The organism is Pseudoalteromonas sp. DY56-GL22, from assembly GCF_041414715.1.
Lineage (GTDB): Bacteria > Pseudomonadota > Gammaproteobacteria > Enterobacterales > Alteromonadaceae > Pseudoalteromonas > Pseudoalteromonas simplex.
In genome coordinates, this window is the sequence record NZ_JANHZR010000001.1 from 774407 (window position 1) to 800305 (window position 25899).

Here is a 25899-nt window from a genome sequence, read left to right on the forward strand (position 1 = left end):
AATGTTGCAAGAATTGCACAGTTAACCTAAACCTAAAGATGTCACCTTTAATGAGGATACATTATGCCAGCATCATCTTCTATGAACAAAAACCACGAATTTGCTCGTTGTTTAGAGAGCTCTCAAATATCTGCATCTGCACCGTTTCATTGGTTAGCACTTGCATTTAAGGACATCGCTAATGCGCCAATACTGAGTCTTGTCTACGGATTAGTATTTACCTTGATACCAGCGACAATTATGTATTTTGTATATCAGTTTGATACGCACTTAGTTATTTTGCCTGCTGTGGTTGGCTTTGCATTAATAGGCCCTGCCTTTGCTGCTGGCCTTTATGATGTAGCGTGGGAGCTTGAAAAAGGCCATAAACCTACTCTAATGCATAGCCTTAAATCTATGTTTAGAAACCCAGCAGGTGAATGGGGCTTTGCTGTGTTATTAATGGTGATTATGATTGTTTGGATGCGTTTAGCTGCGCTCATCCACGCCCTATATCCGAATGTTGTTAACCCGAGTTTTGAGCAGTTATCTGCGTTTTTAACGCTCGGTAGTATTGTCGGTGGTATCTTACTGGTCACTGTATTTGCTATCTCAGCGTTTACCCCGCAAATTATGATGGAACGCAGAGTTGATATTATGACTGCGGTAATTTCTTCAATGAATGCGGTTAAAACCAATTTTGCTGCCATGGTTGTTTGGGCTGGAATAATACTCTGTTTAGTGTTTGTTGGTTTTATTACAGGCACTGCTGGGTTTATTGTGATTATGCCTTTATTAAGCTACGCCAGTTGGCATGCATACATTGCTGTTATCAAAACCAAGAAACCAAGAGGCTACGAATAATGAGTATTCACTTCGTTTGAATATAAATCTATAGCGGCAATCGCCTAGGTTGCCGCAAAATTTGACTTTCTTTTCGCGCATGTTATACCTGCCAAAATACAGCGCTCTTATTTGACTAGAGCAGTTTAAATTCATCTGCATTAAAAATATAACCTTTCAATATCAGTGAGTTATAGATTCGGTTGAGCAAGTGATTCTTGAGTCTTAAAAATCTTAACTATACACAAAACTGATTGCGTAAGTTTTTTGTTTACGCATGAATATGCAGACAATGATCAGCGGAGTAGAGATGAGTAACACACAAAAAGCATTCCACGAAAAACTAAGTCAGTGTCTTTGTCCTCCTGGCGATGGTGTATTTACAGTAAATACAGCAAAAGAGCGTAAAGATGCGCTGCGTACTAAATTATACGGTCAAACAGACAATGTTGATGTGCTTTGGAAAGAGTCACTTGAAACATTGGCAGAGTCTGAGCACAAAGCCGTTATTTTAGGTATTAGCTCTGACTGCGGCGGTGGTATATTACGTGGTGCTAACTGGGGACCTCTTTTTTTACGTTCTACCTTGATTGATCAACAACCGCAAGCACGCGCTTTTGATTTAGGTGATGTGCGTGTGATCCCACATTTACTGCATGATAAATACCTAAACGATGCGACCATCACAAACTGCCAAAAAGCGTTATATGCTGATGAAAACAGTGAATACCATGTATCACCTTTGTCTATCACAGAAGATGTCTGTGACGGCTTTTATGCGAACTACCCTGATAAGGGTATTTTTGGTATCGGTGGCGACCACTCAATTAGCTACCCGCTAGCTAAAGCTTACTTAAAAGCAAAACGTGATGCTGGCAAACGCACTGCAATCATTCACTTTGATGCTCATACAGATTTATTAGTAGAGCGTCTTGGTATTGATTTATGCTTTGGTTCTTGGTGTACACATATTCTTGAGTACTTACCAGCGCCACGTAACCTAATTCAATTTGGTATCCGCTCTAGTGGTAAGCCTAAGCAACATTGGGAAGACACGTTTGGTGTTAAACAACATTGGGCCCACGAAATTATCGAACGTGGCTCTAAAGCAGTTGCTGATGAAGTGATTGCACAGCTCAAAGCAGATAATGTTGATGAGCTTTATGTGAGCTTTGATATTGATGCGCTTGATGAAAGCTTTGCTTCAGCGACAGGAACACCAGAAGCCGGTGGCTTAACACCTCAGCATGCATTAGACATTCTTGTTGCATTGGCTGACGAGTTCCCAATTACAGGTGCTGATATGATGGAAATCGCGCCATTCACCGACAGCTCACTAATCGGCCAAACAAGTTCTGAAACGACACTCAGAGAAGGTGCTAAAATCTCTGCATTTTTGATTGGTGCAATGAATAAGTAATTCATTTTGCAAGATTAGCGGAAACTTAGTTTCCGCTAATTGTTTATTTCTATTTTACATTTCAAATTTCATCACCTCGCGCTATATTTGTATAAAAAATAATTATAATTTCCGGTATAGCGATTATGCATAAGCTCTTTATCTTACTTTGTTTACTAGTGTCTCTACCTGTATTCTCTGCAATTACAGTGGTCACTGAAAATTTACCGCAGTTACAGTATCAAGATGAGAATGGTGAGTTAGTGGGGACTGTAGTTGATAAAGTACTAACATCGCTCAAGCAAAGTAACATCAACTATGAAATTTCTGTGAACCCTTGGTCTGTTTCTTACAATGCGGCTCTTAGAGATGAAAATACATGTATATTCTCAATAGCTAGATTACCTGCTAGGGAGCGTGATTTTATCTGGTTGTCAAAACTTGGACGTTTCTCTGCTTCATTTTATTCGTTTAATTTTCAGCAAATTTCAATTAGTCATTTACAACAAGCTAAGCAATACCGTATTGCGGTGCTAAAAGATAATTACTCTCATATTTTCTTAAAAGAACATGGCTTTGATGAAACAAATCAGCTGATATTACTTGATAGTTTTGACAATATTTATGATGTGTTAAAAAGTCGTCGAACGAGCATAGATTTAGTCGTTTTAAGTGATCAACAATTTAATTTTGAATTACAAAAAGACTCTACACTCAACTCACTAAAACCAGTGTTTAGTATTCCTGTTGTTAATCCTGACTTATATTTTGCTTGTAATAAAAATATGAACACTGCATGGCTTGAGAAGTTAAGTAAAGCCTTTGCTGATTACGATTAAAAATAGCACTTGTTGATTGTAATAAAGCGGCTATAATCAGCTGCTTTTTGTCCATTCTCGCCAAACTCTAGCTAGCAAAACGAGCAAAAAGTTGTTTGCATTCAACACCCTGGATGCGTTTAATTGTTAGGAGTTACAATGAGTGACTTACTCATTATTATTATTTTAATTCTGATCAGTGCGTTGTTTGCTATGAGCGAAATTGCAATAGCAGCATCACGCAAGATTAAATTACGAGTAATGGTGGACGAGGGGAGTTCTAAAGCCCAAGCGGTGCTGGCGTTGCAAGAGCAACCTGGTGCTTTCTTTGCCATGATACAAATTGCCCTAAATGCAATTGCCATTTTGGGTGGTATTGTTGGTGAGCAAGCATTATCGCCTTATATCGAACAAATCTTAGGTATGATTTATCAAGGACCTTTACTAAGCCAAATCAGCTTTTTGATTTCGTTTTTGAGTATTACCTCTTTGTTTATTCTATTTGCTGACTTATTACCTAAACGGTTAGCGATGATTATGCCGGAAGCCGTTGCAGTTAATGTGGTTTCTATAATGCGCTGGGTAACTTTTGCGTTAACACCCTTTGTCGTTTTCTTTAATGGAATTACCAACCTGATTTTGCGCGCGTTTAAAGTACCCGCTGAACGAGAAGACATTGTTACGACAGAAGACATTGTGGCGATGATGGATGCAGGGGCAGAGTACGGTAGCTTACAGCAACAAGAATATGAGTTAATTGGCAATGTATTCGATTTAGAAGCGCGTTTTTTATCGAGTGTAATGACTCCTCGTGATCAAATTGTCTATTTTGATGTTAAAGCTGATGCTCAAGAAGTGGCGACCAAAATTATCGAACATCCACATAACCACTTTTTAGTCTGTGATGGTAATTTAGATAAATTAATAGGTTCAGTTGAATCAAAAGATATTTTGCGCAAAGTGCTTAAAGGGCAAAGCGCCGAAATTGATAATGAATTGATAAGCCAAGATATTTTTTATCTTCCAGAAACATTGAGTTTGTCTGAAGCTTTAAACACATTCAAAAAAGCGGCTGAACCATTTGCCGTTGTGGTTAACGAGTATGCACTCATGGTAGGTATTGTCACTGTCAAAGATTTAATGAAAGGCTTTATGGGGGATTTAATTAGCCATCAGGGTGAAGAGTTAATTATTCAACGTGATAATTCATCTTGGCTGGTTGATGGTTTAACACCTGTGGTTGAGCTTGCTAAGGTACTTGAAATTGAAGAGTTCCCAGAACAATCTCATTACGAAACAGTCGCAGGGTTTTTGATTTACACCATGAAACGCCTGCCTAAACGCGCTGAGTTTATTAATTTTGGTGGCTATAAGTTTGAAGTTGTCGATGTTGAAGGAGTGAAAGTCGAGCAACTACTCGTTACTCGCATTTCGGATACTGTTTAGGCCGCCGATGCGGCCTTACTCAAAGGCGCCTTTCACAAGGGCTTTGCCTTTGCTTACCATATGAACACCCTTTGACCAGCATTCTGTTGGCGCAAGCGTTGTTTTATTAAGTAGCACAAGATCGGCATCTGCATTTTGCTTAATGACACCTTTATTGATACCCAGTATCTGTGCAGGGTTTGATGTAATCGCCATTAAAGCGTGTTCAATCGAAACATTAAACTTTTGCACTGCTTCTACAAACGAGCCATGCAATGTGGACTCTTTACCGACTTCAAGGCCAAGCAGATTATAGCTTTTGTCAAAAATAGGGAGACTTGCATGGCCATCAGAGCTCATAGTGAGCTTTGTTGGGTCGACCTTATTCTCTAGGCAATAAGCGAGTGCGTGTGCGGCAGAGTATTCACCATGAGCAAGGTCATACTCGGTTGTACTTGTTGTAAAATCGATAGTGCCACCGGCTTTACAAAACTCTACCCCAGCATTAAGTAAGTCGATATTTCGATTCATGTGAGTTGGGTAAAATTGTGCCAGTGAAATATCGGTTAGCTTATCAACCTCATGTAATAACGATAAATGTGTATCAACAGGGCCAACATGAATGCTGACTGTGCCTTTTTTACCACTTAACATGCCTGCCACTTTTGCCTCAGCGGCAAGCTCTGCCAGCTGTTGCACCGTGGGTTGGCTACTACGATGATCAGATATAGCAACTTCACCCACACCAATAAACTCATCAATGTACATTAAATCGCTGGTGACTGAGCCTGTCAGTGTTTTCGCAGGTAAATGATATGAGCCCGAATGACAAAACACGTTGAGCCCAAGCTCTTTCAGCTCTTTTGCTTTAGCAATCAGGTTACTATGAGTTCGACTACTTGAGTCAGTGCCAAGGGCTGCAATAACGGTTGTTGTGCCATGCAATGTTGCATCAGTCAGGTTCATTTCTGGTGTTCTACTTGCGAATCCAGCTTCGCCGCCACCGCCAGTTATATGTACGAGTGAATCTACAAACCCTGGGGCTAAAATACAATGAGTGCCATCGACTGTGGTAATCCTCTGATAAGTATCGATGGTGATTTCAGGCTGTATATCAACTATTTTTCCGCCAGCAATAAGAACATCTTGAGTGCCTAAAGGTGAGGGGGCGAAAACGTCTGCGCCTTTTATAAGTGTTAACATAATTAAATCTTTTACTGATAGTTAATAAAGTGTGCGAGAAAAATAAAGCAGCTAGCAAGGCCAAACAAAGCTAAAGTGAAGCGCCAAATAAAACGTGCCCATTCACTCCAATCTAATTTAACAATACCTAAACAGCCAATGAGACTAGCAGAAGTCGGAATAAAAATATTGGTTAAACCATCACCCAACTGAAATGCTAACACCACAATTTGACGTGATATATTTAATAAATCACCGAGCGGTGACATTAGCGGCATCGTTATGGCTGCTTGTCCAGAGCCTGACGAAACAAAGAAGTTAAATACACTTTGAAATAATAGCATGCCCCAAGCCGCAATATAGTCGGGTACAACTGAAATGCTGGTGGCACTGTAGTACAGCAAGGTATTTAGAGTTGAAGGCGAGGTTAAGTCACTACCGCCAAGTATTATAATAACGCCTTTTGCAAGTGCCACTAAAAGCGCTGCAGGTAGCAGTTCTTGAGCACCTTCTTTAAATGCGTTTGCGCTTTCATTGGCAGTTTGTTTTTTAAATAGGCTGGCGATTACAGCACAAGCAATCCCTAGGCAAAAGAATTGCGCTGCTAATTCAGGAATATAATACTGCCTAGCCATCACGCCCCAAATAACCCAAACAATGCCAGCAATAAAAGTAAGTAAGATTAGTTTATCTGCGTTATCTAAATTTATTGCACTGTCTTGGTGTTGGTTAGATTGTTGTTTAGTGGCTCTGATAGAGTTGGCATAGCGAATAGTGAATACAAGGCCAAATGAAGTAAAAACAAGCCAAGCAACCATTCTGAACCCTGCGCCAGAAAAAACGGGAATTTCAGCTATAGACTGAGCTATGGCAATGCTAAACGGGTTCATCCATGAGGTGGCAAAGCCAATTTGTGTAGCAACATAGGTTGTTAATACCGTTACTTTTGCGTCATAGCCAAGTTGTTTCATAATCGGGAATAACACAATACAAAAGGCAATGGCTTCCTCACCCATGCCGAAAACCGCACCACCTAAAGAGAAAAGCACGAACAAGAGAGGAATGAATACCCACTCAATATGTTGTGTTTTATTGATCAGTGCCATGATGCCGTTATTTACCGCACCGGTTTTTAAGATAATCCCAAACGCACCGCCAGTGATTAAAATAAACGCCATCACACCAATCGCTGCGCCATACTTATCACCTGACACTAATCCTTCAAATAAGACATTAGCTAGGCCAATTTCACCACCTTCTGCAAATAATGCTGGCGGGGTATGATCTGAGGCTGTTTGATATTGTGATAATTCAACACTATGGCTATCTTTTTCGGCATTAAATACACCGGGGGTTATAAATAGGCTGGCAAAATAGGCGATAACTGCGACGCACAACAAAATGATGCTCGCATCTGGCATCGCAAACTGTTTGTTTTTCATAAAGTCACTTAAATGTCATTCGACGTTTATAAGATAAGCAAGGTATTGTAGCCCTTGCTAAGAAAGATTAATACTGAGAGTCGTCAGTTTAAGATAACGTAAGCTCAAAAGTGTGGGCGACGATTAAGCCGCCCATACCTTGCTAAAAGCGATAGCTCAAACTTAACGTATAGCGACTGCCATAAGCATTATGGTTTATAGAATCAAAACCTCGACTTGAACCATATAGTTTAGGTGGTTCTTTATTAAAGATATTATCGATACGAGCACGGATTGATAATGCATCATTGATAAAATACCCGGCTGATAAATCCCATACTAGCCAGTCATCAACATCACGCTTTAACTCATCATTAAGCTCGCCAAGTTCTTCTAGCTCGTCTATTTCACGGCCACGAAGCCCTTCAATATCATCCTCATAGCTACTGGTATAATTGGCACCTAGATTTATGTAATAACTCTCGGCATCCCAATCGATAGAGAATCTGCCAACATTTTCAGGGTAGCGATAAGTGCCGATTAGCTTTTCGATTGCATCTGAACCGGGTTTATTTCTCTCAAACTCTAAATAGTGTGTACCATCAAGGGCAAACGTTAAATCACCTTCAGCTAAGCGAAAACGATGATCAAATTTAAAGTCGATACCCGCTAAGGTTTGCGTGCCGGTATTTTCAAGAGGAATAACATGGTCTCTAAATAGCGGCAGGAATAACTCATCTTCTCGCGGATTAAATTCACTAATATAGTTTGTTAGGATCTCTGAAAGATTAGCGCCATCACTTTCGATATTAAGGCCTGCATTATCGGTTACTTCACACAGCTGCTGCTCGTAGGAAATACCTTGTTGTCCTTGTGGTACTAAGCCACAGTGACGAAGAGACGCGTCCGTAATTGCTCTATCAAGCACGGCAGTCATATTGGTATCGATGACTTGTTCATGATCAAAATGCCAATAATCGACAGTTAGGTTGGTATTTACAGATGGACTCCATGCAAAGCCAATGCTGAGCGCTTCAGATTCCTCGGCTTTGAGTGCTTGATTACCAAGCTCTAGGCTGTTAACACTGACTTCTGTACCATCACCCATACAGTATAAATCTGCAACAGCCTGATTTGCGCCGCAATCAAAGCTTGATTGTGTGGTCCGTAATTTTACGCCAGCTTGAGTTAATGATGGTGCTCTAAACGACGTTGACCAAGAGCTCCTAATAATTAGAGAATCTGAAGGGCGGTAGCTTAAACCCACTTTAGGGTTAAATGTTCCACCAAAGTCATCGTAATGATCGTAACGACCAGCAATTTGCAATTCTAGCTGCTCAGTAACTGGCATATTCAACTCTACAAATGCAGCGTACTGTGTGCGGTCTGCTTCTGATAAGCTCGAGCCAAAACCAAAAACGTCGACTAAATAACCATTTTCAGCACGCGCTTGAGAGTCTAAAGACGGAATATCTTTTAACTCTTCTCGGCGAGCCTCAATACCAAATGCAGCATAAATGGGTAACTCATTAAATGTAAATAAATCGCCATTAAAGTTTAAATCCCATCCGTAGACTGTACTTTCACCACTTCTACTTGGGTTTGCTTTTGCAAGCTCAAGCACCGCATCGTTATTTTCATCACCTTGTAAAAATGGGTTGTAGAACGGCATTAACTGACCTTGCGCACAATTGAGCTGTGTTCCATCGTATGTAGCTAATGAACCGTCAGAGCATAATTCACCAGTGATTGCAGCATGAAATTGGTAGCGGTTGTAAATACCATCAATCGCTTCTTGCTCTGACTTAGAACGAGAAAATGTTACACCTGACTCCCAACTCCAGTCCCCAATGTAACCAGCTAGGCTACTGACTAAGCGAAAGTTTTTAGTTTCAACTTCAACAGTTCGTGGTGAATTAAAACGTGCATCAAATGCAAAGCCATACACATCTCGACCCGCTTGAGTGGTAAATGGATCAATATAAAGCTGGTCCATTAAGCCGTTACTGCCATCAGCGTTATCATAAATGAATAGCGCATCTTCTATGATAAACGGACCATCATCGTCGTTTATTTGATTGATTGGTGCAGGTGATGAATAGGCTTTTGATTTAGTTTGGCTATAGAAGAAATCGGTATGCCAATCTAAATCACCTAAGGTGCTGTTGAACATGAAGCCAGTTGATAGGCTTTCAAATGGGGTTTCTAGGTAATCATCTTGGTTTGCATAGTAAGCACAAATTTGCTCACCATGCTCAGTCGTGACAAGCTCTGTTTTACAGTTTGGGGCTGGTAGTTCATTGCCATCTCGGCTGCTGAAGTAATAAATGTTTGGTGAGTTCTCAAGTTTCGGTAAATATGAGTAACCATTTACTAGATTAGGCGTTGCGGTATAACTTCTGTCGGTCGCTTTAAAGGCATTGCGGTCGTAAATATCAGCAAATATCGTTAAGTTACTTTCACCGATATTGGTTCCGTAGACTAAGTTAAGCTGCTTCTTAGCTTCGTCATGACTGTCAAAGCTATTGGTGTAAGAAGTGTTTACTTCAGCTCCTTGATAGTCATCTTTGAGAATATAGTTAATAACACCGGCTACCGCATCAGCTCCATAAATTGCTGATGCGCCAGTGGCTAAAATATCAATGCGCTCGATTGCAGCAAGCGGAATTGAATTTACATCAACAAAGTTTTCAGTGCCTGCTGCGAACGAGCTTGGTGCAACACGGCGGCCATTAATGAGTGTTAATGTGGCTGAGGGACCCATACCTCTTAAGCTTGCAGCGGATTGACCCGCTGGCGTTGAGGTTGATGTACCACCACTTTCAGATGTTGAAAAGGTACCGGAACCGCCTTTAAAAACCGATAAATCTTTTAATAATTCATGAATAGTGTTCGCTCCTGAGCGCTTGATTGCATCTTGGTCAAGCACTGTAAGCGGGATGGTTCCTTCTAAATCAACCCCTTTAATTCGTGATCCTGTTACTTCTACTCGTTCAATTTTTTCTGATTGTTGGTCGTTTTGAGCATACACAGTTTGTACTGGGCACAGCACAGCACTGATTGCTACAGCAATTGATAACTGACGAAACATATTGATTTACCTTTGTCTTAAAAAACACACGGCAAAACCGTGACGTTTTGAATAATTGTTATAATTTTTTAGACAGGGCAGTGGGTTATAGACACAACTAGCCCCTCACAGGAAGTGAGGTGTGGCTACTCGTCAAACCACTCCGAAAGGTAGTGTGGAGAGTAGAAATATGTGCACAGCGATAATGCGTTTTTCAACATAATTCCAATCCGTAAGGTCTTTTGACAAAGCTAGCGATACAGTGCTAGCTTACTCGCGTTTTTAAATGTTCCTTTTTTTTATAGCAAGCAACAAAAAGCTGCGCAAGCAATTTTCTAATATTTTTTTACAAGAGTGTAACAATATGAACATCCTTAAGGAGCAAAAGACTAAATATCAAACTTCAGCTTTTTCTTTGGTATTTAGTTTGTTTTTCGCATCATTTGGCAGCAAAGTCTATGCAAATGATCAACAGCAAACTTTGGTTTTAATTGGCGGATCTTTGACCACCTGCTCAAGTATGAGCCCTAAAAATTGTCTTTCGAATAAACAGATTAGTGGTAAACAGAATAATCAATATCGATTAAATAATGATGCTTTATCTGCAATAAAGACAAATTGGCCAACCAACAACAAAAAAAATCGTCAGCAATCGCTTAAGGTATTAGCACAGATTGCACGTCAAAAGTCAGGTGTGATCACCAAAAGTGATATTTTATGGGCTTGGCGCGATTTAGATAACAAGTTACTAAACGAGCTTACTGATTCAGAATACAACTTTGTCATAGACTCACTTGAAGTGGCTGTATCAAATACAGATTCGACCCGCCAAAAAGAGTTGGTAAGTACAAGCGATAATAACGAACATGCAGCCAATGATATTTTAGACTTTGTTGCTGCTTCATTAAAAACAACTACCGAATCACCAACAATTTTAGCGGTTACGGCTTCAAGCAGAGATCCATATGAATCAGCTGACTTTTATGAAGGGTTATTAAACTTTACTGGTGTTGAATCAAGCTGGTTACCTCTAACACCCGCCTTAGCAATTGCGATTACTAGTAAGCAATGTGAGAGTTTGGAATCTTTACGTACAGAGTCTATGGGCGCTTTTAATCGTGAGACTATTTACCCTGATCGAATTAAGTCAGAAAAAGCGCTTTGTGATAAAGGGGTCGATCATTTAGTTAAGCTGATTAAAAACGCGACGGGGATTATGTTTAACGGTGGCGATCAGAGTTTAACCAGAAAAGTACTGTTTGATGATAACGGTAAGCAATATCCTTGGACTCAGGCAATTTTACAAAGACCATTACTTGTTGGCACAAGCGCAGGTACAGCGGTGCAAAGTGGTGGTAAAAATGCCTATGGCACAGTGCCGATGATTTCAAATGGTACAAGTTTAGCGGCAATGAGAGAAGGCTCGTTTGCGGTATCACCGCCAAGTGAGCGCTGTGAAAATGAATGCGGTGATAAGCTTTCGGCTGATAGTCTTACCTATGAAAAACAAGGTGGGCTTGGCAGCTTTACTTATGGTGTTCTTGATACACACTTTAGCGAGCGCAACAGAACAATGCGTTTGGCAAGATTACTGGCAGATACCGGGCAACAGCATGGTTTTGGCATTGATGAGACCACCGCCCTTGTATCAATTCGAGCTGGTGAAACCGCACTAATGACGGTGATTGGTAAAAGCGGTGTCGTGCATGTTAAATCTAACGCTAAAAATAACGGATCAATCAGTTATTGGCCTGCTGGTGCAGTTATTGATGTAACAAAGGATGGTTTTACTCTAGCTAAACGAACTGTTGATAATGCACTCCCTAGTATTAAAATTCCGCCACTGCCGATGCAGCGTTTTGGCACTATATTTTCAGATGCTAAATTACGTTCGCTTGTACAAGCTATGTGCTTAACACAAGAGCAACAAGCAGTCGCTCAGCATGATGAGTTTTTATTGGATTTAAATGCCACTGACAATACTCATTATTACCGTGTAAACACCAGTAGTACAGGCTGTGCGGTAGAAAACCTAGCCTTTAAAGTTAAGACATTTTAAGGGTGTAAGGTACTGAAAAAGTAGTGGATTATTTGTTCATTATTAGTTAGCGTAAGACTAATAATGAACAAACCATGGAATGGGGTTATGAAATATAATGTACTACTTTTATTTATTTTTGGCTGTTTATTTGCCTATTTATCTATACTAGTCATAGGTTATGGCTCGTCTATTGCGATTCCAACCGAAGTACTTTCAGCCCTTTATGACTTGTCACCTAACTTTGCTTTATCAATGGTTGATATCGTTACTTTAGGCCTTCCTTTGTTAGCCTTACTTTTAGTATTTTTACTCATTAGTAAGTCCCTGTACCTTAGAGATAAAGCGTATTCATACTTTATATTGCTGACACCATTTTTAGCGCTGCATTTATATTTTGCTGTTAACAGCTTTTCTGCAAATATTGATAACACCACTTTACTGACTAGTCTGCCTAAGTATGTATTACTAGTGCTTTTTGTTGCGCTTTTTTCTACTCATAAGAAACCGAACTTTAGTTGATGTAAGTCATACGCGAAAGATCAACATATAGGCTAATCTGTAATTAATCAGTGAACCAAGTTGGTAACACAATGAAAAAATTACTGCTATTAACAAGTGGGGGTGATTGCCCTGGGCTCAATGGGGTGATCAGAGCGGTGGTTAAAGCAGCCGAACATGATGGCAATTGGCAGGTGTATGGTAGTCGAAGAGCATACTGTGGTGTGCTTGAAAAGCCAAATGATATTATGCACTTAACCAGTGAAGTGGTGGCGGGTATTCATGTTCGTGGTGGAACAATTCTCGAAACTGTTAATAAAGGGAATCCAACCGCTTTTCCTGCTGAAATAGCAGGCGAACAAGTGTTTATTGACCGCTCTGATGAGTTAATCAGTATTATTAAGCAGCTTGGGTTTGATGCCGTTATAAATATTGGTGGTGATGGTTCGCATAGGGTATCTCAGCATTTATTTGAGCATGGCTTAAATATCGTAGGCGTACCAAAAACCATTGATAATGATTTATATGGCACTGATTACACAATTGGTTTTCAGACTGCTGTCGACACCGCCACCGAAGCAATTGATCGATTAATACCAACAGCGCAAAGTCATAACCGAGTGATTGTGACTGAGGTAATGGGACGCGATGCCGGTTGGATTTGTTTGCACTCTGCTATTGCAGCTGGCGCAGAAGTCGCGCTTATTCCAGAAATTCCTTACGATATTGAAGCGATTAAAGCCAAACTAACATCACGTTTTGATAAAGGCCACGGATTTGCCAATATTGTCATTTCAGAAGGAGCTAAACCTGTTGCTGGTGGTGTTGTTAGTAAACAATCAAATGAACTCGGTTACGAAAACCCTGTACTAGGTGGTATTGCTGAGCAGCTTGCTTCACAAATACGTGTAGCGCTTGACCTTGATGTAAGAGTAACCGTATTAGGGCATATTCAACGTGGTGGCACACCTAATGCGTTTGATAGGGTGCTTGCAGCAGAGTTTGGGGTGCAAGCATTTGAGCTAGTAAAGCAAGGCCAATTTGGTTTTATCCCTGTCAGTAAAGACGGTGAAATTAAACCAATCAGTTTAAAAGAAGCTACTTCTGAATATCGCGTCATTCCTCTAGAACATCCTTTAATAACAAGTGCCCGCGCAATGGGCATGTGTTTAGGCGAATAATCTGCGAATTGATATAACTTCAATTCGCATAACTAATAGTTTTAAAACAACTTTCTCAGTTACGTTCGTAATAATTCAATGCGCAATTTATGTATTGCACAAAATTCATGCGTTAAAGCAAGCATTTTATTTAATGTAAAGTTCTTTAAAGATGGTTGATCTGTGCCTTTTTTGATTTAGAATGATCGTTCACTCTAAACTAAGGAACTACACATGCAGCGCTCTCGCATTCCATTTTTTGCAGTGTCAGCTTTGGCTGGTGCTGTTTTATTATCAGGCTGCGGCCAATCAGAATCGGCTCAAGGGCAAACGCAGGCAGCTCAAGCTGTTCCTGTTGGCGTTATTGAGATGCAAAGTAAACCACTTACACTAACTAAAGAATTGCCAGGTCGTGTGGCTGCTTCACGTATTGCGCAAATTCGTCCGCAGGTTAACGGTATTATTCAGTCTCGTATGTTTGTTGAAGGTGCTGAGGTTGAAAAAGGCCAAGCTTTATATCAGATTGACCCATCTACATTTGAAGCTGAAGTAGCGACTAGTAAAGCCGCTATTACTAAAGCTCAAGCCAGTATTGCTAATGCCAAGGCAAAAGCAGAACGCTACAAAGAGCTATTGAGCATCAAAGCTGTAAGCCAACAAGATTACGACGAAGCTGATGCAGCATACAAAGGTGCAAAAGCTGATTTACTAACGGCTCAAGCGCAGCTTAAAACCGCTGAAATCAATTTAAACTACAGCAAAGTATTAGCGCCAATTAGTGGCCAAATTGGTAAATCAGATGTCACAGCCGGTGCCCTTGTGAGTGCTAATCAAGCAACAGCATTAGCAACCATTACTCAATTAGACCCAATCTATGTTGATTTAACTCAGTCAAGCAGTGAACTAACACGTTTGAAAAAAGCCATTGCTGCGGGTGAGCTTGATAAAGATGCCGCTTTACATTCAAAAGTTGAATTAAAGATGGAAGACGGCAGTACTTATCAACATAAAGGTACATTGCAATTCTCTGAAGTGACTGTTGATCCAAGCACAGGCTCAGTAACCTTGCGTGCTGAATTTCCTAACCCTGAAAAATTACTGTTGCCAGGTATGTATGTTCGTGCAGTGATTGTTGAAGGTGTGAAAAGTGATGCGATTTTAGCACCACAGCGTGGCGTAAGCAGAAACACCAAAGGTGAGCCTACTGCCATGGTAGTAAGCAAAGGCAATACCGTAGAAGCACGCGTGCTTAAAACTGATCGTACTGTTGGTTCAAATTGGTTAGTGACAGACGGCCTAAACAGTGGCGATAAGTTAATTGTTGAAGGTTTACAGAAAATCCGCCCAGGTGCACCAGTCAATGCAATGCCTGCAGAATCAGCAGCAAACAGCCAGTAACGGAGAAACTTAATGTCACGATTTTTTATTGATCGGCCCATATTTGCATGGGTACTTGCTATCGTTGTGATGCTGGCAGGTATCTTAGCAATTAGAAGTTTGCCGGTTGCGCAGTATCCATCAATTGCACCACCTGCAATTAGTATTCAAGCCACATACCCTGGTGCGTCGGCCCGTACTCTAGAAGATACGGTTACACAGGTTATTGAACAAAAAATGAAAGGGCTAGATGGCTTGCTCTACATGTCTTCAACCTCTGAGTCTAACGGCTCTGCGACATTAACCTTAACCTTTAGTGCAGATACAGACCCTGATATCGCACAGGTTCAAGTACAAAACAAATTGTCGCTTGCAACACCGTTATTACCAGAAGAAGTACAGCGTCAAGGTGTATCGGTTGCAAAATCGGCTCGTAACTTCTTAATGGTTGTAGGCTTTGTATCTGAAGACGGTAGTATGAACAACATCGATATCGGTGATTATGTTTCATCAAACGTACTTGATATTATTTCGCGTGTAAACGGTGTCGGTGAAGTACAGCTGTTTGGTTCTCAATATGCAATGCGTATTTGGTTAGACCCAGCTAAATTACTGAAGTACTCATTAACTCCTGCTGATATTAGTGCTGCAATCAGTGCTCAAAATGCGCAGGTTTCAGCAGGTCAACTAGGTGCATTGCCAGCGGTGAGTGGCCAGCAATTAAATGCAACGGTGACTGCACAAAGCCGCTTACAAACGCCTGAGCAATTTAGAAATATTTTTGTAAAAACCAATGCTGATGGTTCAGTTGTTCGTTTAAGTGACGTTGCTGATGTTGAATTAGGTGGTGAAAACTACGGTGTTGTTGCGCGTTTTAACGGCAAACCGGCATCAGGTTTAGGTGTTAAGCTTGCCAGTGGTGCTAATGCACTTGATACAGCAGATGGCGTTAAAGCGGCGCTTGCTGAACTTGAGCCTTTCTTCCCTGAAGGTTTAACAACGGTTGTGCCTTATGATACGACACCATTCGTATCACTTTCAATTGAGAAAGTAGTAAGCACTCTAATCGAAGCTGTTGTGCTGGTGTTCTTGGTCATGTACTTATTCTTACAGAACTTCAGAGCAACACTTATTCCGACTATTGCAGTACCTGTTGTATTGCTTGGTACGTTTGCTATCTTGCAAGTGTTTGGCTTCTCAATTAATACCCTAACCATGTTTGCGATGGTACTTGCCATCGGTCTACTGGTAGATGATGCCATCGTCGTGGTTGAAAACGTTGAACGTGTTATGACTGAAGAGAACTTATCTCCTCTTGAAGCAACACGTAAATCAATGGATGAAATTAAAGGTGCCCTTGTTGGTATTGCGATGGTGCTTTCGGCAGTATTCGTGCCTATGGCGTTCTTCCCTGGCTCAACAGGGGTTATTTATCGCCAGTTCTCAATTACCTTGGTAACTGCGATGAGTTTATCAGTGTTGGTTGCATTGATTTTAACGCCAGCTTTGTGTGCGACCATGCTAAAACCTAGTCATGTACATAACGATAAATCTTTATTTGGTCGTTTCTTCCTTGGCTTTAACCGTGGTTTTGACAGAACGAACTCGGGTACACAAGGTTTTGTGTCTCGCATGATCAAGCACAGTAAACGCTACTTACTTATTTATGGTTTAATCGTGGGTGGCATGGTGTTTATTTTCTCACAATTACCATCGGCATTCTTACCAGATGAAGACCAAGGTATTTTGTTTAACCAAGTCAGCCTACCTGCCGGTGCGACAACAGAGCAAACGTTAAAAGTTGTTGAAAAGATGGAACATCACTTCTTAGAAGAACAATCAGAAGCGGTAAAATCTATCTTTACGGTAACAGGCTTTAGCTTTGCAGGTTCTGGTCAAAACGCGGCAATCGGCTTTGTGGGTTTAAAACACTGGGATGAGCGTCAACGCCCTGATCTAACCGTCGGTGCGGTTGCAGGTAAAGCCATGGGGTACTTCTCAACCATTAAAGAAGCATTCGTGTTTGCTTTCCCACCTCCTGCGGTTGTTGAGCTTGGTACTGCAAACGGTTTCACCTTGTTCTTACAAGATAGGGTTGGTCTAGGTCACGAAAAACTACTTGAAGCACGCAACATGTTTTTAGGTATGGCTGCACAAAACCCGGTGTTATCAGGTGTGCGCCCGAATGGTCAAGAAGATAAGCCAGAGCTTGAGCTTGATATTGATTTAGCAAAAGCCGAAGCATTAGGCCTAACGCAAGCAGATATCAATAATACGTTATCAACGGCTTGGGGTAGTAGCTATGTAAATGACTTTATTGACCGTGGTCGTGTGAAAAAAGTGTACTTACAAGGTACGCCAGAATCACGCATGGTGCCAGAAGACCTAGATGAGTGGTATGTACGTAACAATAATGGTGACATGGTGCCATTTACTGCCTTTGCTCATTCTTATTGGACTTATGGCTCACCGCGTCTTGAGCGTTATAACGGCTTCTCAGCGATGGAAATCCAAGGTGCTGCTGCTCCAGGCTACAGTACGGGTCAAGCGATGGCTGAAGTTGAGAAAATAGTTAAGAAGTTACCACCGGGTGTATCGTTCGAATGGACAGGTATTTCATATGAAGAACGTTTAAGTGGTGGTCAAGCGCCATTACTGTATGCACTTTCATTGTTGGTTGTATTCCTATGTTTAGCGGCGTTATATGAGAGCTGGTCAGTTCCTGCAGCGGTAATGCTTATTGTACCGCTTGGAGTCTTTGGTGCGTCGATTGCGTCATTTGTATTTAATTTATCTAACGATATTTATCTCCAAGTGGGTCTATTAACCACCATAGGTCTGGCATCAAAAAATGCCATTTTAATTGTAGAGTTTGCAATTCATAAAATGGATGAAGGTATGAAACTTGTCGATGCCGCGGTAGCAGCTATTCGCCTTCGTTTACGTCCAATCTTTATGACATCAATGGCATTTGTGTGTGGTGTACTACCACTGGCAATTGCATCAAGTGCAGGCTCAGGTGCACAAAACGCACTCGGTATTGCTGTTATTGGCGGTACGCTTGCGTCATCGACTATTGTGGTAATCTTTGTGCCGCTGTTCTTTGTACTGGTGCGCCGAGTATTCCCCGGCAAAACAAAATCAACTAATGAGGAGCAGGCATAATGAAAGCTAAACTTATCTCAGTGTCTGTTGCTGCACTTATGTTATCTGCCTGTAATATGGCGCCAGATATGGAGCAACGTGAATTACCTGTTGCTCAAAACTATGATATCCAAGGTACAGCGGGCGATATCAATGCGCTCAATTGGCAGTCATTTTTCAGTAATGCGCAACTTCAACAGTTGATTGCGCTAACGCTTGAAAACAACAAAGATATTAAAACTGCTGCACTGAATGTGCAGCAGGTTAGAGCAATGTATCAGATTGAAGATTCTGCACTTTACCCAAGCATTGATCTCAATGCATCGGGTACTCGTCAGCGTCTTCCAGCAGATTTATCTGGTACTGGTCAAGCTACTATCTCTGAAAACTATTCAGCAACTGTTGGCTTAACCGCTTATGAGATTGATCTTTGGGGCAAAGTCCGCAACCAATCAGAGCAAGCTTTGCAAAACCTGTATTCTGCAGAATACAGTTTAACCAGTGTACGCATTAGTTTGATTTCTGAATTAGTGAATGCATGGCTTAACTATGCGACTGACAAAGAGCTATTGGCTTTAGCAAACGAGACTTTAAAGTCTCAGCAGGAGTCTTTAGAGCTAACCCGTAAAACATTTGCTCTAGGTGCTGCCTCTCAGTTAACGCTATCGCAACTTGAAAGCACAGTAGCAACCGCGAAAGTTGATATCGCAAACTATCAGCGTTTATTAAAGCGCGATAAAAATGCCCTCGACTTTTTAGTGGGTAAAATCGTGACTGCGGATTTATTACCATCACAAAATATTGATGATGTACTGAGTTTACCGGATGTGCCAGTAGGGTTACCGTCAGAGCTTCTTACTCAGCGACCTGATATCAAAGCTGCAGAGCATGATTTATTGGCAGCCAATGCAAATATTGGTGTGGCAAAAGCGGCATTCTATCCAAGCATCAGTTTAACCGCGAATGCGGGTACAGCTTCTGCTGACTTGAGTAATCTTTTTGATTCAGGTTCAGGTACTTGGAGTTTTGTACCTTCAGTAAACTTGCCTATTTTTAATATGGGTCGCAATCAAGCTAATCTCGATGTTGCAAAAGCACAGCAAGAAATGGCAATAACCAGTTACGAGCAAACCATTCAACAGGCATTTAAAGAAGTCTCTGATGCCCTTGCTGACCGTGAAGGTTATATGCACCAGCTAGATGCCCTGAATGATTTGTACCAAAGTAATGAGCTATCTTTTACTTTATCGGATGCGCGTTTTCAAAAAGGCGCAGACAGCTACTTGCAAGTATTGGATGCACAACGAAATTGGTACAGTGCAGGACAACAGTTAATTTTGGGTAAGCAAGCGTATTTGGCGAGCCAAATTAATTTGTATAAAGCACTGGGCGGCGGCTGGAATGCACAAAATACTGTGCAATAAATCAGCAAAAGCATAATTTATTTAAGGTTTTGCAGGATCTTAGTTGTTTTGACTCTCCTCTAAGATTAAGATCCTGTAAACCTTATTTAAATTAAAGTTAACCATAGTCAGTAAAGCTTGGAGAAACCATGACGCAAAAAACAAAAAGACACAATGACCCTGCGCTTGCCGAGGCAAGACGTAATCAAGTGCTTTGTGCCGCGGCAGATTGTTTTCGACGTAAAGGCTATCATGGCGCGGGAATGGCGGAAATCTCGAAGACTGCGGGTATGAGTGCTGGCCATATCTATAATTACTTCGCCAGTAAAGAAGCAATTATAGAATCGATTGTTGAACGTGATATGGAAGAAATGTTCTCAATCTTTAAAGAGTTTGCTGATAAACCCGGCGATCGTGTCACTGTTCTGCTAGATGGTCTTGACCGAGGCGTTGAGCGCCATACCGATTTGAGTCAAGGTGCGCTTGATTTAGAAATGCTTGCCGAGGCAGCACGTAATGAAAAAGTCGCTAACTTACTGCGTGAGTCAGATAGCCACGCCCGTGATTCAATGCGCGAATTATTAGTGGGTGAAAGAGGGCCGTTACAAGGAACGGCACTTGAAGAAGTGAATGCTCGTATCGAAGTGATGTTTTCTGTGATGGGGGGGCTTTTACTACGCAAAATGCTGAACCCAGATCTAGATATTAATGAATTACTTAAAGCACTTCGCCCAACAATGAAAACCTTGTTACTACCTTTTGAATAAAGCGCATCTACTAGCGCTTACTAAAGCTTTAGATAGTTACGAACTAAATTTAATGGCAATAAATCGATTTACAAAACGAAATTTTGCCTTAGTAGCATAGGGTTTTCATACCTATAAATCGACGTACTAATTAGGTGAATTGGTGTCAAATGATTGATTATTTTCACTTAACGTGAACACTCTACTAAAGTTTGCAATGTCAGCAATTGCCTTGTGATTAGCATCAACTTCAAACAACGCACTGTAGTTTATGGTGAATGCTTGTGTAGTAGGACAGGTTATTTGAACAGGCACGACAATATATGATTCATTAAAATGTGAGTCGATTTTTAAATCCCCCTCATTATGCAGCTTACAGCCTATGTCATTCTGATTCACAACCAAATGTTTAGCTAAGTATTTTAAAATACTCTCTTTTTGGCTCTTGATCTCTTGCCATGTAATTACATCATTTGTGTTAATGTCAAAAGGTATAACATGTTCTAAGTCAATAACAGCAACTTGCCATTGCCCTTTTAACACTAACTGCTCGTTTTCGGTTTTTGTTAAGTTAAGATACGCTGTACTTAATTGATGGGCGTTTATTTTAAAGCTACATGCTATTAAAAATAAAAGAGCCGCTGCTAAGATTTTCATGATAATTCCTTAATTGCTAGTGTTAGTGAGTGCTAAAAGTTTTTTATCACTGTCTAATTTAGCTTGTTGCCAGTTCATTTCTGCCCAGTATTTAGCTTTTACATTATTTTTATCTAATGTTAAGTAATACAAAGCTAAATCACTGGCATGATAGGTGTCTTGACGCCGTTCTCTTAGTATCACTCGCTTTCTCATTTTTTCTTGCCATTTATCTGATTGCTTCTCAATTTTTTCAGCTTGCGCTAGGCGTAATAATATAGCGTCTTCCAAGTTAGTATTTTCAGCAGTTAAACTTGCTAACGTTGATAATACTATCTGGTGGTTTTTCTTTGCCATTTGAGCGTCAGCCCATAGAACAACTAAACTGACAGGGGCTGTTTTTAGGTCAAGGTTACTGAGGTAAGTTATCGTTTGTTCTGGATAGCCTAACCTATAGGCCATCTCGGCGAGCACATGACGCGTGTTTCTAGTCATTGACGATTCTTTTACAATGGTTTGTAAAGCTTGATAACTTTGCTCAAGTTCACCTGTTTGACTCTTAACATCGAGAGAGCAGGTAGAAATAGTTTCCAGTCCAACTAAACCAAATAATGATAAACACTGTGCAAGTGCTTGTTCAAATCGACCTTTAACCATCAGTAAATTTGCTTTTAATAAAATAGCATTCGTATGATCAGGTTTGCGTGAGATAACTTCTGAAAGAATATTAATTGCTGCTTCAAACTCATGTTCTCTTTGTAGTAAGCGAGCATAAAAATAATGTATATCGGGATCTTCGGTTAGAGTAATTTGTTTTTCTAAATAGCTTTTTAACATACCTTGATTTGTTTCTGTTTGACCAACAAATTGGCTTTTATTAAATAAGGCGGTTAGTTGTTCTTTAGTGAATTCAGTTTCTTTCGGTTTGCTTGATAAGGCTATAACATCTTTATCATTTGGTATATAAGGATCCGCATGAGTGTAAGTGCTAAAAACGAAAGCTATGTATAAAAGATATTTCATGATTGCTCCAGAAATAGCCATCCGTGGCCAAGCTAAAAACTAATTCCCGTTTAATAGATCATCAAAATTTGCCTCAGAACCTGTATTAATAAATTCTCGACCATTCAATCGAAGAGGTTCATCATTTACATCTTGAATAAATGCGGCCCGACCAAGCGTTGCAAAGTCAACTTGTAAGGTCTCTATCGTGATACTTACTGTTGCTGTTACCTGACTATTCACACCATCACTGACTGCAAATTGAAAACTATCAGAACCGACAGTCTCTAGGTTTGGCGTATAAATATAGCTACCATCCGTATTTACATTTACAGTACCTAAACTTGGCTCACTCACTAAACTAAACGTTAACGTATCGCCATCAGGGTCTGAGCCTTCGAGCATGTCGTTAATAACGGTTTCAGTCTGAGTGGTTACCATTGCATCTTCTGCGCTAGGTGCTGAATTAACGACTTCAGTATCCATATTTTTCTTACTATCACTATCGTTACAAGCGACTAGTAAACCAGACAATACAATGAGTGTGATACTTGATAGTTGTAATTTACACATAATGACTCTCCTGTTTATTTAGAACCAGCAATTGGGGTAGCAAGGTATGGGAAACTGCTATCCATCATGCTTGCATCAAGAGGCGCACCATCTGTGAAAGGTACATTACCAACACTTGCATCATCTGATGTACATAAACCAAGATCTGTGTCTGTGCCATTAACAGGGATCGGATAACATAAACGGCCCATTACAACACGTAATGCGATATCAACTACATCATCACCAGGGCGACGGCCATTCGGAAAGCCAGCTAAATCATCACCTGCGACACCAAATGCTGATTGCTCATTTTGAGGTGTTGCGGCAATTGCTGTGTTTAAGCGAAGCATTTCAGATGGCGTTACTGTAGCAAGTTGATTTACACCAGGGAAACCCGTTAAAAATGCGGTGACTAAATCATTTCGTGGGAAGTTAGTCGGTGCCAATGTTTCAATATCTGTGCCCAACGTCGTATTAACAGCGTCTTTAAAGAGAATATTTAATAATTCAGGTAAAGAAGGGTGGGTAACATAGTCGGCAAATTGACCATCATCGGCAGGTGCTGAAGTAGAAAATGTGTCTTTATCTTTAAGGCCAATTACTAATTCGTTCACTAATGGGTTACCAAGACGCGAAACCTGCGTTAAAGCACCGCCATTTACCGAAGTTTTTGCAAATGCGGCATTAGGATTTAAAATGCGTGCTTGGGGCAAACTTGCAGTTGTCCAGCTACCAATTGTGCCATTCCCTTCACCTATTACACAGGCTTTTGGTACTTCTACAGCAATTGCAGTGACATTCTTCATAGCTAAGTCATCATTATCAGCTGTTTGTGTAATCCCGCCTGGGAATCCACCACCATCGCCTGCACCTGGCGCACTATCACCTTCAACAGGGACGTAATTAACTAAATCAAATGTTTTACCTAGATTCACAACAAATGGGTCTTTTCTTTGACCTACAAACACTTTGCCCATGCCATCACATCCAGGCAGTGCGACACTATAAACAAATTGATTTGCGTACTCTTGGTATGAAGCCATTGAAGAGAATGTCTTATTACCAATGTAATCGAGAGGTTTATAAAAATCGTTGCTGCTATTGGTGGTGTTTGTCAGCATGCTTTTTGTGCCGGAACGTTGTGAGCCAGAAATTACACTCACAGTATATGACTCACTGAAATTAACGGCAGCATTATTGCCTGCTGAAACGCCACCAACATTTTTTAGAGGAACTGCGACTGTTCTTTGATTACCTTCGGGGCCGACGGTAAGAGCAACTCCCATATTGTTGTTCGGTAACATACTTTTAAAATTAAATGCGAATGTCATATCTTCAACAGCATCACCATCGTTATCAATATGGATGCTATAAGTCGCGTCTGGATCCATCGCAAAGTAGTTTGGTCCGCCATAGGCATCTTGCAAAGGAATATAGTTGGCAATAAAGGTTACGTAGTCACCTCGACCTTCTTCGTAACTATTAAAAGCATAAAAGTCAGTCGAATCTAACGTTGGAAAGCGCGTAATATTAGGTGCTTCTCGGTGGCTAGATGCTTCAGAAATAGAAGTGAATAAGGTACTACATACTGCAATAGTGATTAGAGATGGTATTACTTTGTTCATGACTTTTTCCTTAGTTGTAAAATAAGTCATTGCTAGTAACGTACTGGCAATCTTATTGGATGCAAAAAAGTTAAAGTTTTTTAGAAAAAAGTAAAAAGCCGTGTTTAAACACGGCTTTTAATTTACAAAATAATGAGTTCTGTAGTGAAAAGTACCTCGGTTGGAGAGCCATTTGGCGAGCCTCCTAGAGGTTCTAAACTGATAGCGAGTAGTGAAATTTCTGTCGCATCAAAGTCTATGTGTTTTGGTAATTCAAGTGTTCCCGATTTTGGAAGTAAACCTAAAGAAACCGGCGCATCTTTACCTTTTAAGATCATCCATAGCTCATAATCTTTATCAGTGCGCGGAACAAGTGCTGTTGCAGCTCGAATCGATAAGTTTTCATCTTTTACATCAATAAACCAAAGGGGTTGTTCAGCCTCATTTTTAAAAAGGGCTATTTGTTCTGATTTAACTTTCGTTATTTCCTGAGGTTGCCAAATAATTAAAGCTAACACTATACATGCAGCCGTAGCGATGAGTGACCAAGCTTGTAATATTGAAGATTTAGATTTATTTGGCTTGCTTGTTATAGGTATTACCTGAGGATCGATCCTGCTAACAATTTTCTGCCAAACATGTTCATCTGGAGGCACAGATTCTATTGAACTTGCAAGGTTGTTCAAGTGTTGTTCCCACATCCAAGTTGCTTCACGTGCCCGCGTTGAAGTTAGCATTAACCGAGTGAATCTATCTCTTGCTGAACCACGTAATGTCCCCAGTACATATTCAGCCGCTAACATATCAATGAGTGTTTGATTTTCATAATTCATAGCGTTAAGCACCTTTGTAGTTGCTGTAAACCACGTCGGATCCAGCTTTTGACTGTTCCAAGCGGTGTCGCGATGTGGTCAACTAATTCGTGATGAGTCAAACCTCTATAGTATGCTAAATGAATAGCCTGTCTTTGCTGAGGATCAAGCTGTTCGATACAATCTACCAATTTGCTGTTGTCTTCATAATTAACATCAATAGGTAAATCATCTAAATGATCATTTTCATCAACAAGAGTTTGTTCCTTACGGACTTTGTGATGGCGAATCATATCTAGGCTTCGATATCTAACTATGCTGATCATCCAAGACATAACAGCGCCTTTAGATGATTGATATTCACTTGCGTTATGCCAAACTTTAACAAAAGCATCTTGTAAAGCTTCCTCGGCGTGCGCTCGATTGCCAAGCATCTTAAGACTTATTGCGAAAAGTGTTGCGCTGGTCTTCTGATATAAGTGACCAAAAGCAATTTTATCGCCTTTAGCTGTAGCACTTAATAGGGTTAATAATTCATCGTTTTCCATAGATTTCCTTTGTTATTATTAATAACGATTAGCTGACAGTTTTAGATGCAATTCATTTATGTTTTTACAAAAAGAATGGTTTAATTTTGTAAAAGCAATTCTTTTCCATTAGTTAGCGTAGCAGGGTTGCAAGACAAGGCAAACTTACATGTGAATATTATGTAAACTTGTGTAAGTTATTCATAAAGTAGTGAAAAAATGTCCTAAACTAAATTGGTAAGCTTTTTAATAATTGC

General features: G+C 40.5%; 20 protein-coding genes. 11 read left to right on the forward strand and 9 right to left on the reverse strand.

What is annotated here, in order from left to right:
- Positions 1-63 precede the first annotated feature (63 nt).
- The 4 genes from NO991_RS03310 (at position 64) to NO991_RS03325 (ending at position 4485) form a co-directional block, all read left to right on the forward strand.
- A complete protein-coding gene (locus tag NO991_RS03310; RefSeq protein ID WP_054552165.1) occupies positions 64-843 on the forward strand; it encodes a DUF2189 domain-containing protein in 780 nt (259 codons plus the stop codon).
- A gap of 289 nt (positions 844-1132) precedes the next feature.
- A complete protein-coding gene (locus tag NO991_RS03315) occupies positions 1133-2242 on the forward strand; it encodes an arginase family protein (protein WP_194441101.1) in 1110 nt (369 codons plus the stop codon).
- 125 nt (positions 2243-2367) lie between these two features.
- Entirely contained in the window at positions 2368-3060 is a 693-nt protein-coding gene (locus tag NO991_RS03320) for an ABC transporter substrate-binding protein (protein WP_166340939.1), read from the forward strand.
- A 138-nt stretch (positions 3061-3198) separates the two neighbouring features.
- Entirely contained in the window at positions 3199-4485 is a 1287-nt protein-coding gene (locus tag NO991_RS03325) for a hemolysin family protein (protein WP_054552168.1), read from the forward strand.
- 15 nt (positions 4486-4500) lie between these two features.
- On the opposite strand, the gene iadA is transcribed toward NO991_RS03325, so the two are convergent.
- The 3 genes from iadA to NO991_RS03340 form a co-directional block, all read right to left on the reverse strand.
- Positions 4501-5667 (reverse strand): beta-aspartyl-peptidase, encoded by a 1167-nt coding sequence (iadA, locus tag NO991_RS03330; protein ID WP_300359835.1) that lies wholly within the window; start codon positions 5665-5667, stop codon positions 4501-4503.
- Positions 5668-5678: 11 nt separating this feature from the next.
- Positions 5679-7088, reverse strand: a complete 1410-nt coding sequence (gene yfcC, locus NO991_RS03335) for a putative basic amino acid antiporter YfcC (protein ID WP_166340943.1) — start codon at positions 7086-7088, stop codon at positions 5679-5681.
- Between the two features lie 142 nt (positions 7089-7230).
- Positions 7231-10158: a TonB-dependent receptor domain-containing protein gene (locus NO991_RS03340; RefSeq protein ID WP_371351681.1), complete on the reverse strand. Its 2928-nt coding sequence runs from the start codon at positions 10156-10158 to the stop codon at positions 7231-7233.
- Between the two features lie 343 nt (positions 10159-10501).
- Here NO991_RS03340 and NO991_RS03345 point away from each other — a divergent pair, with 343 nt between their 5' ends.
- From NO991_RS03345 to NO991_RS03375, 7 genes are all read left to right on the forward strand, one after another.
- Positions 10502-12196: a cyanophycinase gene (locus NO991_RS03345; RefSeq protein WP_371351682.1), complete on the forward strand. Its 1695-nt coding sequence runs from the start codon at positions 10502-10504 to the stop codon at positions 12194-12196.
- Positions 12197-12283: 87 nt separating this feature from the next.
- Positions 12284-12697, forward strand: a complete 414-nt coding sequence (locus tag NO991_RS03350; RefSeq protein WP_300359842.1) for a hypothetical protein — start codon at positions 12284-12286, stop codon at positions 12695-12697.
- Between the two features lie 71 nt (positions 12698-12768).
- Positions 12769-13857 (forward strand): 6-phosphofructokinase, encoded by a 1089-nt coding sequence (locus NO991_RS03355; protein WP_199529839.1) that lies wholly within the window; start codon positions 12769-12771, stop codon positions 13855-13857.
- 213 nt (positions 13858-14070) lie between these two features.
- On the forward strand, positions 14071-15234 hold the full coding sequence (locus NO991_RS03360; protein WP_138599815.1) for an efflux RND transporter periplasmic adaptor subunit: 1164 nt from the start codon (positions 14071-14073) through the stop codon (positions 15232-15234).
- Between the two features lie 12 nt (positions 15235-15246).
- Complete coding sequence (locus NO991_RS03365; RefSeq protein WP_054552175.1) at positions 15247-18378, forward strand: efflux RND transporter permease subunit; 3132 nt, start codon at positions 15247-15249, stop codon at positions 18376-18378.
- Positions 18378-19781 carry an efflux transporter outer membrane subunit gene (locus tag NO991_RS03370; RefSeq protein WP_300359847.1) on the forward strand — a complete coding sequence of 468 codons (1404 nt, stop codon included), beginning with the start codon at positions 18378-18380 and terminating at the stop codon, positions 19779-19781. The genes NO991_RS03365 and NO991_RS03370 overlap by 1 nt, the downstream gene beginning before the upstream one ends.
- A 128-nt stretch (positions 19782-19909) precedes the next feature.
- Positions 19910-20527 (forward strand): TetR/AcrR family transcriptional regulator, encoded by a 618-nt coding sequence (locus tag NO991_RS03375; RefSeq protein ID WP_054552177.1) that lies wholly within the window; start codon positions 19910-19912, stop codon positions 20525-20527.
- Positions 20528-20653: 126 nt separating this feature from the next.
- Here NO991_RS03375 and NO991_RS03380 read toward each other — a convergent pair whose 3' ends face one another.
- From NO991_RS03380 to NO991_RS03405, 6 genes are all read right to left on the reverse strand, one after another.
- Positions 20654-21163, reverse strand: a complete 510-nt coding sequence (locus NO991_RS03380; protein WP_054552178.1) for a hypothetical protein — start codon at positions 21161-21163, stop codon at positions 20654-20656.
- Between the two features lie 9 nt (positions 21164-21172).
- Positions 21173-22165, reverse strand: a complete 993-nt coding sequence (locus NO991_RS03385; protein WP_235377368.1) for a lipopolysaccharide assembly protein LapB — start codon at positions 22163-22165, stop codon at positions 21173-21175.
- Positions 22166-22204: 39 nt separating this feature from the next.
- Positions 22205-22717 (reverse strand): Ig-like domain-containing protein, encoded by a 513-nt coding sequence (locus tag NO991_RS03390; protein WP_054552180.1) that lies wholly within the window; start codon positions 22715-22717, stop codon positions 22205-22207.
- Between the two features lie 14 nt (positions 22718-22731).
- Entirely contained in the window at positions 22732-24324 is a 1593-nt protein-coding gene (locus NO991_RS03395; RefSeq protein WP_054552181.1) for a DUF4331 domain-containing protein, read from the reverse strand.
- Between the two features lie 122 nt (positions 24325-24446).
- Positions 24447-25136 carry an anti-sigma factor domain-containing protein gene (locus NO991_RS03400; protein WP_166340963.1) on the reverse strand — a complete coding sequence of 230 codons (690 nt, stop codon included), beginning with the start codon at positions 25134-25136 and terminating at the stop codon, positions 24447-24449.
- Positions 25133-25663: a sigma-70 family RNA polymerase sigma factor gene (locus NO991_RS03405; RefSeq protein ID WP_138599809.1), complete on the reverse strand. Its 531-nt coding sequence runs from the start codon at positions 25661-25663 to the stop codon at positions 25133-25135. The genes NO991_RS03400 and NO991_RS03405 overlap by 4 nt, the downstream gene beginning before the upstream one ends.
- Positions 25664-25899 lie beyond the last annotated feature (236 nt).

Bases quoted from the DNA above. Each gene is read 5' to 3' on its own strand.
- NO991_RS03310 (WP_054552165.1), top strand. From the start codon at position 64: ATGCCAGCATCATCTTCTATGAACAAAAACCACGAATTTGCTCGTTGT.
- NO991_RS03315 (WP_194441101.1), top strand. From the start codon at position 1,133: ATGAGTAACACACAAAAAGCATTCCACGAAAAACTAAGTCAGTGTCTT.
- NO991_RS03320 (WP_166340939.1), top strand. From the start codon at position 2,368: ATGCATAAGCTCTTTATCTTACTTTGTTTACTAGTGTCTCTACCTGTA.
- NO991_RS03325 (WP_054552168.1), top strand. From the start codon at position 3,199: ATGAGTGACTTACTCATTATTATTATTTTAATTCTGATCAGTGCGTTG.
- iadA (WP_300359835.1), bottom strand. From the start codon at position 5,667: ATGTTAACACTTATAAAAGGCGCAGACGTTTTCGCCCCCTCACCTTTA.
- yfcC (WP_166340943.1), bottom strand. From the start codon at position 7,088: ATGAAAAACAAACAGTTTGCGATGCCAGATGCGAGCATCATTTTGTTG.
- NO991_RS03340 (WP_371351681.1), bottom strand. From the start codon at position 10,158: ATGTTTCGTCAGTTATCAATTGCTGTAGCAATCAGTGCTGTGCTGTGC.
- NO991_RS03345 (WP_371351682.1), top strand. From the start codon at position 10,502: ATGAACATCCTTAAGGAGCAAAAGACTAAATATCAAACTTCAGCTTTT.
- NO991_RS03350 (WP_300359842.1), top strand. From the start codon at position 12,284: ATGAAATATAATGTACTACTTTTATTTATTTTTGGCTGTTTATTTGCC.
- NO991_RS03355 (WP_199529839.1), top strand. From the start codon at position 12,769: ATGAAAAAATTACTGCTATTAACAAGTGGGGGTGATTGCCCTGGGCTC.
- NO991_RS03360 (WP_138599815.1), top strand. From the start codon at position 14,071: ATGCAGCGCTCTCGCATTCCATTTTTTGCAGTGTCAGCTTTGGCTGGT.
- NO991_RS03365 (WP_054552175.1), top strand. From the start codon at position 15,247: ATGTCACGATTTTTTATTGATCGGCCCATATTTGCATGGGTACTTGCT.
- NO991_RS03370 (WP_300359847.1), top strand. From the start codon at position 18,378: ATGAAAGCTAAACTTATCTCAGTGTCTGTTGCTGCACTTATGTTATCT.
- NO991_RS03375 (WP_054552177.1), top strand. From the start codon at position 19,910: ATGACGCAAAAAACAAAAAGACACAATGACCCTGCGCTTGCCGAGGCA.
- NO991_RS03380 (WP_054552178.1), bottom strand. From the start codon at position 21,163: ATGAAAATCTTAGCAGCGGCTCTTTTATTTTTAATAGCATGTAGCTTT.
- NO991_RS03385 (WP_235377368.1), bottom strand. From the start codon at position 22,165: ATGAAATATCTTTTATACATAGCTTTCGTTTTTAGCACTTACACTCAT.
- NO991_RS03390 (WP_054552180.1), bottom strand. From the start codon at position 22,717: ATGTGTAAATTACAACTATCAAGTATCACACTCATTGTATTGTCTGGT.
- NO991_RS03395 (WP_054552181.1), bottom strand. From the start codon at position 24,324: ATGAACAAAGTAATACCATCTCTAATCACTATTGCAGTATGTAGTACC.
- NO991_RS03400 (WP_166340963.1), bottom strand. From the start codon at position 25,136: ATGAATTATGAAAATCAAACACTCATTGATATGTTAGCGGCTGAATAT.
- NO991_RS03405 (WP_138599809.1), bottom strand. From the start codon at position 25,663: ATGGAAAACGATGAATTATTAACCCTATTAAGTGCTACAGCTAAAGGC.